This window comes from Streptomyces sp. NPDC054849, from assembly GCF_053610945.1.
The window spans coordinates 17775-31536 of the sequence record NZ_JBSGZI010000098.1 but is presented as its reverse complement, the minus strand read 5'-3'; the positions used below and the strand labels follow the sequence as shown (position 1 = coordinate 31536).

Annotated in this window: 11 protein-coding genes and 1 pseudogene; 8 read left to right on the top strand and 4 right to left on the bottom strand. The window is 72.6% G+C overall.

All coding sequences use genetic code 11. From position 1 onward, the window contains the following. Window positions 1-370: 370 nt before the first annotated feature. On the top strand, window positions 371-1018 hold the full coding sequence (locus tag ACWGIF_RS30885; RefSeq protein ID WP_453502406.1) for a hypothetical protein: 648 nt from the start codon (window positions 371-373) through the stop codon (window positions 1016-1018). A 55-nt stretch (window positions 1019-1073) separates the two neighbouring features. Beyond that, a pseudogene (locus ACWGIF_RS30880) lies at window positions 1074-1286 on the top strand (Ku protein); the annotation flags it as partial. Window positions 1287-1764: 478 nt separating this feature from the next. Here ACWGIF_RS30880 and ACWGIF_RS30875 read toward each other — a convergent pair. Beyond that, window positions 1765-2055: a hypothetical protein gene (locus tag ACWGIF_RS30875; protein WP_453502404.1), complete on the bottom strand. Its 291-nt coding sequence runs from the start codon at window positions 2053-2055 to the stop codon at window positions 1765-1767. 487 nt (window positions 2056-2542) lie between these two features. Beyond that, window positions 2543-3331: a TSUP family transporter gene (locus ACWGIF_RS30870; protein ID WP_453502402.1), complete on the bottom strand. Its 789-nt coding sequence runs from the start codon at window positions 3329-3331 to the stop codon at window positions 2543-2545. Window positions 3332-3890: 559 nt separating this feature from the next. On the opposite strand from ACWGIF_RS30870, the gene ACWGIF_RS30865 reads away from it, so the two are divergent. Together ACWGIF_RS30865 and ACWGIF_RS30860 are read left to right on the top strand one after the other, a co-directional pair. After that, a complete protein-coding gene (locus tag ACWGIF_RS30865; protein WP_453502401.1) occupies window positions 3891-4649 on the top strand; it encodes an HAD family hydrolase in 759 nt (252 codons plus the stop codon). Further along, window positions 4646-7036, top strand: coding sequence for a glycoside hydrolase family 65 protein (locus ACWGIF_RS30860; RefSeq protein ID WP_453502399.1), 2391 nt, complete (start codon window positions 4646-4648; stop codon window positions 7034-7036). Before ACWGIF_RS30865 ends, ACWGIF_RS30860 begins: the two co-directional genes overlap by 4 nt. A gap of 81 nt (window positions 7037-7117) precedes the next feature. Here the strand turns inward: ACWGIF_RS30860 and ACWGIF_RS30855 are convergent, their stop codons facing one another. Then, complete coding sequence (locus tag ACWGIF_RS30855; protein ID WP_453502397.1) at window positions 7118-7582, bottom strand: cyclic nucleotide-binding domain-containing protein; 465 nt, start codon at window positions 7580-7582, stop codon at window positions 7118-7120. 243 nt (window positions 7583-7825) lie between these two features. Here ACWGIF_RS30855 and ACWGIF_RS30850 point away from each other — a divergent pair, with 243 nt between their 5' ends. Beyond that, window positions 7826-8236 carry an enediyne antibiotic chromoprotein gene (locus ACWGIF_RS30850; RefSeq protein WP_453502395.1) on the top strand — a complete coding sequence of 137 codons (411 nt, stop codon included), beginning with the start codon at window positions 7826-7828 and terminating at the stop codon, window positions 8234-8236. Window positions 8237-8435: 199 nt separating this feature from the next. On the opposite strand, the gene ACWGIF_RS30845 is transcribed toward ACWGIF_RS30850, so the two are convergent. Then, entirely contained in the window at window positions 8436-8825 is a 390-nt protein-coding gene (locus ACWGIF_RS30845) for a TOBE domain-containing protein (RefSeq protein WP_453502394.1), read from the bottom strand. A 209-nt stretch (window positions 8826-9034) separates the two neighbouring features. On the opposite strand from ACWGIF_RS30845, the gene ACWGIF_RS30840 reads away from it, so the two are divergent. From ACWGIF_RS30840 to ACWGIF_RS30830, 3 genes are read left to right on the top strand one after another with little or no spacing between them, the layout of a single operon-like run. After that, a complete protein-coding gene (locus tag ACWGIF_RS30840; protein WP_453502392.1) occupies window positions 9035-9925 on the top strand; it encodes an oxygenase MpaB family protein in 891 nt (296 codons plus the stop codon). Window positions 9926-9951: 26 nt separating this feature from the next. Beyond that, window positions 9952-12075, top strand: coding sequence for a protein kinase domain-containing protein (locus tag ACWGIF_RS30835; protein WP_453502390.1), 2124 nt, complete (start codon window positions 9952-9954; stop codon window positions 12073-12075). After that, window positions 12072-13640 (top strand): phytoene desaturase family protein, encoded by a 1569-nt coding sequence (locus ACWGIF_RS30830; RefSeq protein ID WP_453502389.1) that lies wholly within the window; start codon window positions 12072-12074, stop codon window positions 13638-13640. Before ACWGIF_RS30835 ends, ACWGIF_RS30830 begins: the two co-directional genes overlap by 4 nt. The last annotated feature ends 122 nt before the right edge of the window (window positions 13641-13762 follow it).

Sequence of the window (13762 nt, the reverse complement as noted above, 5' to 3'; positions counted from 1 at the left end):
ACTGCGGCGGCTGCGGCACCGGCCGGCGCCGCGCCTTCCGGTGTCGGCGCGCGGACGGCGGTGATCCGCTCGTCCATCCGGGCCAGGGTCAACTCCAGCCAGCGGCGTACGACCAGCAGCTGCTCCAGCACGGGCGGCAGAGGCAGGAGGGGGTCAGGGCCGGACACCTGCCTACGCCGCCTCGGGCGAGATAGGGATTTGAGGAGCATCGAGCCGCAACTTCACCGCCGCCCGCAACGACCGCGCCGCAGCCGCCCGCAAGGAAGGCGACCGCAAGCTCACCCAGCAGATCACCGCGCTGCGCCGCCCCACCCTCTCCGCGTGGGCGAGCAACCTGCTCGTTCGCGAGCAGCCCGACGAGGTGGAGCCGGTGATCGGGCTGGGGGAGCAGCTGCGCCAGGCGCACCGGGACCTGGACGGGGAGCAGCTGCGCGAGTTCTCCCGCCAGCAGCGTCTGCTGATCGGCGCCCTGTCGCGGCAGTCGCGGCAGCGGGCCGCCGACGCCGGACACCGGCTCGGTGACGATGCGCAGCGAGGGATCGAAGAGACCTTGCACGCCGTCCTCGCCGACCCGGAAGCCGCCCGCGCGTGGGCCACCGGCCGCCTGACCAAGCCACTGAGCGCCTCCGCCGGCTTCCCCGGAGTGGCCGAGGGTGGGACGGCCAAACCGGCCCGGCCACCGGCTGCCGCCCCAAAACCGGCGCCCCGTGGCAAGGCCGACGAGGCGCACGAGCGCCGAAGGCAGCAGCTGGAGCGTGCACGGCAGGACGCGGACGAGGCCGAGGAGGCGCTGTACGGCCGACAGCGAGAGGCCCAGAGCGCCGCACGCGAGGCGGAGGAGGCGGCCGCCGAGGCCAGGCGGAGGAGCGCGTCACCGAGCTGCCGAACGGCTGAAGACGACAGAGCAAGAGCAGAGCCGGGCCCGCAACCGCGAACGCCAGGCCAAAGCCAGGGCACGGGATGCCGACAGCATTGCGAGAGGTCCGCCGCCGGGTCGAGGCTGCGGCTGCGGCCTTAAGCGGCTGACCGACGATGACACATAGACAGCCGGTACGGCGACGGAGGCGAGAGCGATCTGGACCGGCGTCCTGACCTTCGGACTGGTCACCGTGCCCGTGGGCCTCTTCACCGCCACGGAGGACCACACCGTCCACTTCCACCAGCTGCACCGCGGCACCGGCGACCGCGTCCGCTACAAGAAGGTCAACGAACGCACCGGCGACGAAGTCGGCAACGACGACATCGTCAAGGGCTACGACCTCGGCGGAGGTGAGTACGTCGTCGTAGCCGGCCGCGCGGGCGACCGCGAGTTTGGCGCGAGCACCCGCAGGCATCCGCGGTGGTCTGCGACACAACGCTCGGCGGCTTCGCTCAGGTTGTGCCGGAGATGCCACCTGTCCGCCACCTGCACCGCCTGGGGCGCCCCGGCGGTGGCGCCTTCTGCGAAGAACGGTGCCCGATTGCTGCAGACCACCTCTACTCCTGGCCGCTTCGCGAGCCAAGCGGCCACGCTGCAGGCTTCCCGGCCACGCTGCAGGCTTCCCGGTCGGGCAGCAGGTCCCCCGGGCGTCGGCTTTCGACGTCGACCAGGACGGTCCCGTAGTGGCGGCCTTTGCGGGTCGCGTACTCATCGACGCCGACGACGCGCAGGGCGGGGAAATTTTGGGTCGGGCAAGGATTCGACCAGCCGCAGCATCGTGCTGCGGCTGACGGACAAGCCGAAGAGACGCGTGATCAGGCTGCCTCGATCGCCGGCGGGGCCCGTCAGGCTTCGTCTGGTGGGGGAACGTGGCCTGCCGCCTTCTGCACCGTGGCCTCCAACTCGGCGCGGTCCAAACCGATCGTCTCCGAGTAGTGGTCCAGGGCCGTATCCAGCAGCCACCAGGGCTCGCGAGCGTCTTCCCACGCGTCCCGCCAGGTCACGTGCTGCTCGTCGGTCCACTGAGCCGAGTCGCCGAGTTCTCCTTGGAGACGCGTCAACTCGGCGTGCGCTTCGTCGGTCGCTTCCTGCAGCTCGATCAGTTCGTCCAGTGCGTCCGACAGTTCGATTTCCATTACGGGATCTTAAGCGGCAAGGCCATCTCGGCGCGGCGGTCTCTGTCCCTGCTTACGGGGGGCGTTGCTCTCGGTCTGGGGCAGAGGCCTGGGGCGTACGAGCGCAAGAACCGTCGCCGTGAGTGACAGGGCGGCAAGGGCGGCGAAGAGATGCGGGTAGCCGCCGAGGGCGATGAGCGCGGCTGTGCGGGTCGTGACCGAGGTGCGAACGGCGCGGCACCTGGGTGTACCACCGGGTCGAGGCTTCCGTGCTCACCGCGATGGCGCTCTCCTGGCCGGCGCGGCGCAGGGAACGTGACCGGGATGCACCTTGCCGCGATGCCGCCCGAGCACGCCGACGCGGGGCCGGAGATCTGACAGGCGGACGATGACGGCGACGCCTCCTTCTCGAAACCACCGCCCCGGCGGGGGAGGTGTTTGACGCCGCCGAGCTTCCGGACGACCGCTTCTGCGCGGTGGTCGAGGAGGGAGCGCCGGAACCCGCGGATCAGCGGACGGTCTCGACGGCGTACAAGGCGCCCACTCCCGCGGCCAGCGTGCCGAGGAGGAGCCGCAGTGACTTCTCCGGAAGGCGAGGCTGAAGATGGGCGCCGAGGTAACCGCCGATGAGGCCACCGAGGCCGCAGGCGAGCCCGAGGAACCAGTGGGGCGCGATGTCGCCGGAGCCTGCCGGCGCCAGCAGCGCGTACGTGGCCGTTCCGGCGAGCGACGTGGCGAAGGTGGACGCCAGGGCAGCCGGAGCCACCCGGGCGACCGGCATGCCGCGGCCCACGAGGACGGGGCCGAGGAGCGAGCCACCGCCGATTCCGTAGATCCCGCCGACGACGCCGACGAACAGGGCCATGCCGGTGATCGACCGAGACGACGGGGCAACGGTCGGTGCGAGCCGGGGGTGTGGTGGGCGGAGGGTGCGGGTGATCAGCCATGCGCCCAGGGGAAGCAGGAACGCGGCGACCAGACCTTTGAAGACCGTCGGGCCGGGGACGGCGAACACGCGGATGGCCGCGCCGATGACGACACCGGGCAGGGTCCCGAGCACCAGCTGCCGGACGAGCGGCCCGTGCAGTGCCCCGCCGCGCGCGTAGCGCAGAAGCGCGCCGGGTCCGGCGACGACGTTGTACAGCAGGTTGGTCGGAGTCACCGCCGGGCTGGGCACGGCGAACACGCTCAGCTGCACGGGCAACAGGAACACCGCCCCGGACACGCCGACCGGCGCGGTCACGACGGCGATCAGCAGGCCCGCGGCCAGACCAGCCAGCCCTATCCCCCAGTCCACGGCGGTCAGCCGAGGTCGACGTGCACGCCGGTGACGAAGCCGGGAAAGGCGTTGCGCGGCGGCAGCAGCAGCTGAGCGGCCGGCCCCGTGGTGGAGGATTCCATGGGCCTCACCCTAGGTCCGGCGCAGGCCTCCGCCACCCCGGGTCCGGGCCGCACCTGATGAGCCGAGATCGACGCCAAGCCCCAGGCGTGACGGGGCGGAGAAGCTTCCCTCCGGTTGCGGCGCCGTAGGTCTGCGAAACCCTGGGAAGAGGCTGCAGTGGAAGCGCTTCGCCGGTGCGAGCCGGATCCACCATGTCATCGCCGGTGCCCGGGCGGCGGATGAGCCCTTGAGCCTCGCCGGGGGACCGATCGGCCCGCCCGCGGGTGGCGGTGGCGGGGAGCCCTCCCGTGACGCCCACGGGCGCACCGAGCAGGAAGAAGGGTGGTGTCATGAAGGCACTCGTCTTCCGGGGAGCGGGACGCAGGCCCCGCTCCCGGCCCTGGGCGGGCGGACAGCACACGTACCGGATGAAGACCACCCCGACGCGCGTGACAGGCCACCGCGTGGTGAACCCGTGAACGGACCGAGCGCGGTCGTCTTCGACACCGACGGAGTGCTGCTCGACTCGGCACCCCTGCACGCGGCCGCCTGGAAGACGGCCTTCGACGGCTGCCTGGCCTCCTGGGCGGCGACCGGGCGAGGAAGCCGCCGGCCGCCCTTCGACGCGGACGGTGAGTACAGGGAACTGGTCGACGGAAAGGCCCGCTACGACGGCGCGCTCGCCTGGCTCGGCGCCCGCGCGGTAAATCTGCCACCCGGCGCACCCGACGACCCGCCGGGCTGCGGCACCGTATGGGCCGTCGCCGCGCGCAAGGAGCAGGCCTTCAACCGGGTGCTGGACGCGGGCGCCGTGGAGGCCTTCGCGGACGTTGCTCCCGCCCTGCGCGCACTGCGGACCGAGGGCGTACGGTGCGCCGCCGCGTCGGCATCCCGGCACGCCAGGCCGCTTCTCGAAGCCGCCGGTCTGCTGAACCTCTTCGACGCGGTGGTGGACGGCACCGACGCGGCCCGGCTGGACCTTGTCGGCAAACCCGACCCGGCGCTCTTCCTCGAAGCCTCCGCCCGTCTCGGTGTGGCACCACGGGACGCGGCCGTCGTCGAGGACGCCCTCGCCGGGGTGGCCGCCGGCCGCCGGGGCGGCTTCCGGCTCGTCGTCGGCATCGAGCGGGCGGGCGACCCCGATGCAGCGAAGGCCTTGGTGGCGCGCGGAGCCGACCTGGTGGCGGCGGACCTCCTCGCCGTGGTGGAACAGGTCTGGGGGGCGAGGCCGTGAGCACCGTCTGGACCTGGCAGTACGATCATTACGACCCGCAGCAGGAGAGGCTCGTCGAAGCGCTGTGCACGCTCGGCAACGGCAGGTTCGCCACACGGGGCGCGGCCCCGGAGACCGACGCGGGGCCGGTCCACTACCCCGGCACCTACGCCGCCGGCTGCTACGACCGGCTCACCTCACAGGTCTCCGGCCACCGGGTCGTGAACGAGGACTTGGTCAACCTGCCCAACTGGCTCCCCCTGCACTACCGCTGCCTGCCCGAGGACGGTTCCCCTGGGGAATGGCTGACTCCGGACGATCCGAGCCTGCGGCACTACCGGATCACGCTCGACATGCGCGCCGGAACGCTCACCCGCCGCATGCTCTTCCAGGACCGCCGAGGACGCCGCCTCGGCGTCACTCACACCCGACTCGTGCACATGGGAGACCCCTACCTGGCAGCCCAGCGAACGGTGTTCCACGCGTACGGCTGGCGCGGAGCCGTCGAGGTCGAGTCCCGCCTCGACGGGGGAGTGACCAACGCGGGTGTGGCGCGCTACCGGGATCTCGACGGACGCCACCTCACCGCCCACCGCGCCGGCGTCGAGCGGGACGGCATCGCCTGGATCTCCTGCCGGACCGCCACGTCCGCGATCGACGTGGGCGTCGCCGCCAGAACGCTGACGCGCCCCCTCGTGCCCGCCACGATCAGCTGCACGGAGACCGTCACGACCGAGCGGTTCATCCTTCCCATCGCCCGGGATCGCCCGGCCAGAGTCGTCAAGTCCGTGGCGATGTACACCTCGTACGACCGTCCCACGGGTGATCCGCTCCAGCACGCGATCGACCACGTCACGCGGCCACCGTCGTTCGCCGGGCTCCTCGCGTCGCATCGAGCCGCATGGCGACGTCTGTGGGACCAGGCCGAGTTGCAGGTGCCCGGTGAGGCGGGACGCATCCTTCGGCTCCACCTCTTCCACGTCCTGCAGACCCTCTCCCCGCACACCGCGGAACTCGACGCGGGGGTGCCGGCGCGCGGCTTGCACGGAGAGGCGTACCGCGGCCACGTCTTCTGGGACGAGCTGTTCGTCCTGCCGTACATGACCCTCCACTTCCCCGAAGTGGCACGCGCTCTGCTCATGTACCGCCATCGTCGGCTGCCCGCCGCGCTGGCCGCCGCACGCGAAGCCGGAGGCCGCGGCGCGATGTACCCCTGGCAGAGTGCCGGATCGGGCGGCGAGGAGACCCAGGCGCTGCACCTCAACCCCCGCTCCGGCCGGTGGCTGCCCGACCATTCGCACCTCCAACGCCACGTCGGGTCCGCCATCGCGCTCAACGCGTGGCGCTACGGTCTGGCGACCGGCGACCGGGGCTTCGCCCACGGTCCCGGCGCCGAACTGTTCCTGGAAATCGCGCGGTACTGGGCCGGAGCGGCCACCTACGACGCGGAACTCCAGCGCTACCGCATCCGGGGGGTGCTGGGACCGGACGAGTACCACGACGCCTACCCGGGCTCCTCCGCACCGGGGATCGACGACAACGCGTACACCAACGTGACGGCGGCCTGGGTGCTCGCCCGCGGGCTCGCGCTGCTGGCCGACCTGCCGGAGGCCCGCCGTGTCGAGCTGTCGGGCCCGCTCGGCCTCGACCCGGCGGAGCTGGAGCGCTGGGAGGACATCTCCCGCCGTCTGCACGTGCCCTTCCACCAAGGGGTCATCAGTCAGTTCGAGGGCTACGGGGACCTGGCCGAGCTGGACTGGGACGCCTACCGTGCCCGGTACGCCGACATCCGCAGACTCGACCGCATCCTGGAGGCCGAAGGGGACTCGGTCAACCGCTACCAGGCGTCAAAACAGGCGGACACCCTCATGCTGGGGTATCTGTTCCGCCCGTCCGACCTGCGCGCCCTCTTCGCCCGGCTCGGCCACCGTCTCGACGACGACATCTGGAGCGCGACCGTCTCCTACTACATGCGGCGCACCAGCCACGGATCGACCCTCAGCAGCCTGGTGCACGGCTGGATCCTCGCCCGGGGACAGGGTCCCGAGGCCTGGCGGTACTACGAGGAAGCCCTGCGCAGCGACGTGAACGACGTCCAGGGCGGAACCACCGCCGAGGGCATCCACCTCGGCGCGATGGCCGGCACCGTCGACCTCGTGGAGCGCGGCATCACCGGCCTGGAGGCGGGCCCGGACGCCCTCCGCATCGACCCGGTGTCCCTGCGCGAGGTCCCCCGCCTGTCGTTCACGTTGTGCTACCGCGGGCATCGGGGGGTCCGTATCCGGCTCCTGCCCGGCCGCCTGGGCGTCACCGTCCCCGCATCCCCGCTGGGTCCGCTCAGGCTGACCCTGCCCGGGGAACGCCATGTCGACGTGGCCGCCGGCGAGCAGCACTGGTTCCACCTGTAGGCGGCTGGGGCCGTCGGCCTCGGCGGCGGAACCGATCATCCGTCCGAGGCGGAGGCGACGAGCCGGTTTCGGGGCGGCGGGTCATCGGGAGCTGCCGCTGCCGTACGGGGCGTACAGGTCCAGCAGCCGGACCCGGGCGGAGACGAGGCGGTGGGCGAGGACCTGGCCGATCCAGTAGCCCATGGCGGAGCCGAAGGCGGGGTCCGTGGCCATCATCGTCCGGACGGTCGCGGCGTCGAATTCGTGTGTGCGTACGGGGGTCATCGCTTCGGCACCGAAATGCCAGGTGTGTGGTGCGAACATCCAGGACCAGCCGACGAGCTCGCCCTGACCGAGGTGTTCGATCACCGCTGCCCGCCGGCCGGGCACATGGACGTCCAGCGTGACGGTTCCCGACCGCACGATCCAGAACCGGTCTGCGTGGACGCCTTCGTTGAAGAGGCGCGCGCCCGCGGGGAAATTGACCTCGCGTGCGACGTCCAGCAGGCGGGTGCGGTACTCCGCCGGCAGGGCGGAGGCGATCCGGGTGGAGGAAGGTGTGCTCATGACGGCCTCCGTTCGACGTGCGCTTCCAGTCTGCGCCGCTCGTCGCCGGGCGGGGAGGGCCGATCGGCCCTTGCCTCTCCCGATCGGCCCCCTCCCCATCCCGGACACCTTTTCCTTCTGCGGCCTATGGCGGGATTCGAGTGGTTTTCGAGTCATTCTCCAGCGCCGAGCTCAAATCTGATGGAGGCATGATCAACAAGACATGCCGTTCCGTCACTTTGTGCAACTTATTGGAGGACTTCTATGCAGAAGCGTTCGTTAATCGCCAAGGCCGGCATGCTGACCGCCGCCGCCGCGGCCGCCCTCGCCTTCTCGGTCGCCCCGGCCTCCGCGGCCGCAACGGTGACCGTGTCGCCCGGCACCGGCCTCGCCAACGACCAGTCCGTGACCGTGACGGGCAACGGCTACCCCGCGGGTGTCGAGGTCGCCGTCTCGCAGTGCGGCGACGGCAACAAGTGCACCGACAGCCTGGCCAAGGCCACTGTCGGGGCCGACGGCAGCTTCACCGCCGACTACACCGTGAAGAAGGTGTTCACGGCCACCGACTGGAGCACCGGCTCCACCGTGTCGGTGGACTGCGGGGTGCAGCAGTGCCAGCTGGTCGCCTACGTCGAAGCCACCGGCCCGGTCGGCGCCGACATCTCCTTCGGCTGAGTCCCACCGAGCCGCCCAGGGGGCCCGCAGAAGGCCCCCGGCTCCACGGGCGCGCTCGTACCCCTGGGGCCCGGCGCCGGCCGGGCCCCATGGGGGGCGTCCAGACGGAGGTGGCGGCCGCCGACCGACTGTGCGGTACGGCTCCGGCGCCGGGGAGGTGACCTGGAGCGAGTGCCGGTCCGGACGCCCGCCGGGCGGGTCAGTCCACGTCGATGTGGACGCTCGTGGACTTCACGCGGGCGACGGCCTGGACACCCACCACGAGTCCGAGTTCCTCGACGGCCTCGCGGGTCAGCAGGGAGACCACGCGGTGGGGGCCGGCCTGGATCTCCACCTGGGCGGAGACCTCGCCCAGCGTCACCGCGGTGACGATCCCGGGGAGCGCGTTGCGCGCCGACGTGGCGGGCCCCTCGTCGTCGGTGGCCTCCCGCGCGAGCTCCACACAGAAGGCGGCCAGGTGCGCGCCCTCGACCATGCGCTTGCCGCCGTCCCGCAGGGTCGGGAACCGGCCGGCATCGGCCCAGCGGCGGGCGGTGTCGGTACTGACGCGGAGGAGTTGGGCGGCCTCGCCGATCGTGTAGAGCTGCACCCCGCGACTCTATGCCCACCTCCGCCGCACCCGGCCGAACGGGCACGTGCACGGGTCGGCCGGGACCCGTTCCCCGGGCTCGGAATCGTCGGCGTACCGGATCAGGCACATGGGGACCTCCTGCTTGGGGACCTCCTGCATGGAGGGCCTTCTGAAGGGCCACGATCGGTAGGCTGGAGCGGCCGGCGCCTGAACGGGGAGGTACGGGGATGGAGAACACCACGACCGCCGATCCGGGGCTGTACGGTCCGTCCTCCGTCACGTGGCAGTGCCACGGAGACCCGATCATGTGGATCGCCGGGATCCGCGCGCTCTACCTGCAGGCCCTCCACCCGCGCGCCGTCCGCGGGGTCATCGAGAATTCCGACTTCAGGCACGACGCCTGGGGGCGGCTGCTGCGCACCGCCGACTTCGTCGGCACCATCACCTACGGAACCACCGAAGCCGCCGAGGGCGCCGGCGCCCGCGTCCGCGCGATCCACCGCGCACTGTCGGCCACCGACCCGGACACCGGTGAGCGCTTCCCCGTCGACGACCCCGAGCTGCTGCTCTGGATCCACTGCGCGCAGATCGACAGCTTCCTGCACGTCCTGCGCCGCTCCGGCGTCCCCCTCACCGCCGCTCAGGCCGACCGCTACGTCCACGAGAACCGCGTCAACGCCCGCCTCGTCGGCCTCGACCCGGCCAGGGTCCCCGCCGACACCGCCCAGCTCGCCGCCTACTTCGAGCGGATCAGGCCCGAGCTCGCCGCCGGCCCCGATGCCCACGCCGTGGACGACTTCCTGCGGGGCCCGCCCGTGCACCCCCTCCTTGTGCCTGGCCGAAACCTGCTGTGGCCGTGCATCGCCGGTCCCGCGTACGGTTCCCTCCCGGGCTGGGCGCACCAGCTGTACGGACGGCCCGCACCGGCACCGCGCAGCGTCACCCGGCACCTGCGCCTCACCGGACGCGTGCTGCGCAGCATTCCCGCAGGTCTGCGGTGGAAGCTGCCGCCAGGTCACATCTTGAAAGCGATGCGTCGCATGGGCCCCGGGAGCCGCCCCTCGCCGTACACACTGCGTACATCAGCGGCCATACTGGACCGGCCGGGGAGGGCGTAGCACGACAACGGGGGCGGCTTTAAGACATGGCGGAGTCCAGACTGATCCAGGGCCGGTACCGGTCGCTCGATCTGATCGGGCGCGGCGGCATGGGCGAGGTGTGGCGCGCCCGCGACGAATCGCTGGGCCGGCAGGTGGCGGTGAAGTGCCTCAAGCCGATCGGGGCGGAGCAGGACGCCCACTTCACCCAGGTGCTGCGTGAGCGGTTCCGGCGCGAGGCGCGCGTGGCCGCGTCCCTCCAGCACCGCGGTGTCACGGTCGTCCACGACTTCGGCGACGACAGTGCCGCGGGCGGTCCCCTCTACCTCGTCATGGAGCTCCTCGAGGGCCGCAACCTCAGCCAGCTCCTGGAGGACAACGACACCCGCCCGCTGCCCGTGGACGTGGTCGTCGACATCGCGGAGCAGATGGCCGCGGCCCTCGGCTACACCCACGACCAGGGCGTCGTCCACCGCGACCTGAAGCCCGCCAACATCATGCGGCTCACCGACGGCACCGTGAAGATCTGCGACTTCGGCATCGCCCGCCTCGCCCACGACATCGGCTTCACCGCCAAGCTCACCGGCGGCGGCATGGCCATGGGCACCCCGCACTACATGTCGCCCGAGCAGATCGCGGGCGGCGAGGTCGACCACCGCAGCGACCTCTACTCCCTCGGCTGCGTCCTGTACGAGATCGCCACCGGCGCCCCGCCCTTCGACCTCGGCGACTCCTGGTCGGTGCTGGTCGGGCACCGTGACACGGCCCCCGTGCCGCTGCGCGAGCACCGCCCCGAACTGCCCGGCCACTTCGAGGAGGTGGTCCTGGACCTGCTCGCCAAGCGCCCCGAGGACCGGCCCGCAGACGCCCGCCACGTGCACCGCCGGCTCGTCGAGGCACGCCTTGGACCGGGCGTCCCGCCCGGAGCGCAGGCCCCGCTCCCGGCGTGGGCCCACGGTATGACCGCCGGCCGCAAGGCCGGGATCGACGCCCGCCCCGCGAGCGGCGAATGGGCTGTGCTCACCGGTTCCTGGACGGCCGCGCGCACCAGCGGCGAGCAGCCCGTCCTGCGCCCCGACGACGGGCCTTCGGCGACTGACCGGGGTGTCCCGGTGCCCGGCGCCCCCATCGTCCGGCCCCGTCCCGCCGAGGACCCCCGCCTCACCGCCGCGTACGGCCTCCCGAGCCGCCCCGGCCCGCGCGAGACCGGCCCCGACGCGCTCGCCGCCGGACACGCCCGCGCCTACGCCCTCAGCCGCGCCGGCCGGCCCGAGGAGGCGCTCGCCGTATACATGGCCGTGGCCGAGGGGCGCACCCTCGTCCTCGGCCCAGACCACGCCGACACCCTCGCGGCGCGCCAGGAGGCGGCGTACGAGACCGGCCGGCTCGGGCGCCACCAGGAGGCGCACGACATCTATCGGGCGGTACTCGCCGCCCGCGAGCGGACCATGGGGCCGCTGCACCCCGACACCCTGCGCTGCCGGCACAACCTGGCCTGCGCCCTGGGGGCGCTGGGCCGCTTCGCGGAGGCCCACGCCACCGCCGCCGAGGTCGCCGCCGACCGGGCGGCCGTCCTGGGCGCCGAGCACGCGGACACCCTGCTGACCCGCTACGAGGCGGCGTACGCGCTCGGCCGCCTGGAGCGCTGGCAGGAGGCCTTGGCCGGCTTCCACGAGGTCGCCGCCGTACGGGAACGAGTGCTCGGCCGCGACCACCCCGACACCCTGGCCGCCCGCTACGAGGTCGGCATCGCGCTCGGCCGCACCGGGAACAGCGCCCGGGCCCTCGACCTGTTCCGGGCCCTGGTCCGCGACCGTACCCGCGCCTACGGGGCCACCGATCCCGAGACCCTGCGCGCCCGGCACGTCCTCGGGGTCAACCTGGGCCGCCTGGAGCGCTGGGAGGAGGCGGTGGCCGAAGCCCGGGAGGTGGCCGCCGCACGCGCCGAGGTCCTGGGCGCCGAGCACCCGGACACCCTGATCAGCCGCCGGGAGCTCGCCGTCGGACTCGGCCGGCTGGGCCGCTGGGATGAGGCACTGCCCCTCTACCGGGACCTCTCCGGCATCCGCGAGCGGGCTCTGGGCGACGAACATCCCGACACCGCCCTGGCCCACGCCGACGAGGCCTACTGTCTGGAGCGGCTCGGCCAGGTGTGCTACCAAGAGCCATGACGACCTTCGGGCGGGACGTGTACGACGACGTGATCGTGGGCGGTGGGCACAACGGCCTGGTGGCCGCCGCGTACCTGGCCCGGGCCGGCCGTTCGGTCCTGGTCCTGGAGAGACTCGGGAACACGGGCGGGGCGGCGATCTCCACCCGCCCCTTCGTGGGCGTCGACGCCCGCCTCTCGCGCTACTCGTACCTCGTCTCCCTGCTCCCGGCGAAGATCGTGCGCGATCTGGACCTGCGGTTCGCGGTGCGCAGGCGCACCGTCTCGTCGTACACGCCCGTCGAACGCGACGGGCGGCCCGGCGGGCTGCTGGTCGGCGGCGACGAGCAGCGGACCCGGGAATCCTTCGCGCGGCTGACCGGCTCGGAGCGGGAGTACGACAGCTGGCGCGCCTTCTACGGAACCACCGGGCGGGTCGCCGAGAGGGTGTTCCCGACGCTGACCGAACCCCTGCCCACCCGGGCGGAGCTGCGGGCCCGGATCGACGACGAGGCCGCGTGGCGGATGCTCTTCGAGGAGCCGCTGGGGCAGGCGGTGGAACGGCACTTCACCGACGACCTGGTCCGCGGGGTGGTCCTCACCGACGGCTTGATCGGCACCTTCGCGGACGCGCACGACCCCTCCCTCGTGCAGAACCGCTGCTTCCTCTACCACGTCATCGGCGGGGGGACCGGGGACTGGGACGTGCCGGTCGGCGGCATGGGCGCGCTGACGGACGCCCTCGCGCAGGCAGCCCGGGCGGCCGGGGCGGAGATCGCCACCGGCCACGAGGTGCTGCGGATCGACACGGACGGGATCGCTCCGGCCGAGGTGGTCTTCCGCACGGCGACAGGGGAGGGCCGGGTCGTCGGCCGCACGGTGCTGGTGAACGCCTCGCCGCGGGCGCTGGCCGAACTCCTCGGCGAAACCCCGTCCGATGGCGCGGCCGGGGCCCCCGAGGGCGCCCAGCTCAAGGTCAACATGCTGCTGCGCCGGCTGCCCCGGCTGCGGGACACCGCGGTGGACCCGCGCGAGGCCTTCGGCGGCACCTTCCACATCGCCGAGGGCTACGCCGAGCTCGCCCGGGCCTACGCGGAAGCCGCCTCCGGGGAACTGCCCTCGGTACCGCCCTCGGAGATCTACTGCCACTCGCTGACCGACCCGACGATCCTCGGACCGGAGCTGGTGGAGCAGGGCTACCAGACGCTCACCCTCTTCGGCCTGCACACCCCGGCCCGGCTGTTCGGACACGACAACCAGCAGGCCCGCGAGGTACTGCTGACCGCCACCCTGGCGCAGCTCGACGCGCACCTGTCCGAGCCGCTCACCGACTGCCTGGCCTTCGACGCGGACGGCCGCCCGTGCATCGAGGCGAAGACCCCGCTGGACCTGGAGCGCGAACTGCGGCTGCCCGGCGGGCACATCTTCCACCGGGACCTGTCCTGGCCGTATGCCGAGTCGGGCGGCCGGTGGGGTGTGGAGACCGCCCACCGCAACGTACTGCTGTGCGGGGCGGGGGCGGTTCGCGGCGGCGGCGTCAGCGGGGTACCCGGGCACAACGCGGCGATGGCGGTCCTCGGGCACTAGGCCGTCTCTTTCGGATCTTGCCGGTTGAGCCCGCGGCGTCTGGTGCGGTGCATCGCAAGGCAGAGCGTCGCAGCTCGTACGTGTCGTACTCGCGCGACGCGACAATGCGGCGAGGTGCCGTG

Bases quoted from the DNA above. Each gene is read 5' to 3' on its own strand.
- ACWGIF_RS30875 (WP_453502404.1), bottom strand. From the start codon at position 2,055: ATGGAAATCGAACTGTCGGACGCACTGGACGAACTGATCGAGCTGCAG.
- ACWGIF_RS30855 (WP_453502397.1), bottom strand. From the start codon at position 7,582: ATGAGCACACCTTCCTCCACCCGGATCGCCTCCGCCCTGCCGGCGGAG.
- ACWGIF_RS30850 (WP_453502395.1), top strand. From the start codon at position 7,826: ATGCAGAAGCGTTCGTTAATCGCCAAGGCCGGCATGCTGACCGCCGCC.
- ACWGIF_RS30840 (WP_453502392.1), top strand. From the start codon at position 9,035: ATGGAGAACACCACGACCGCCGATCCGGGGCTGTACGGTCCGTCCTCC.
- ACWGIF_RS30835 (WP_453502390.1), top strand. From the start codon at position 9,952: ATGGCGGAGTCCAGACTGATCCAGGGCCGGTACCGGTCGCTCGATCTG.
- ACWGIF_RS30830 (WP_453502389.1), top strand. From the start codon at position 12,072: ATGACGACCTTCGGGCGGGACGTGTACGACGACGTGATCGTGGGCGGT.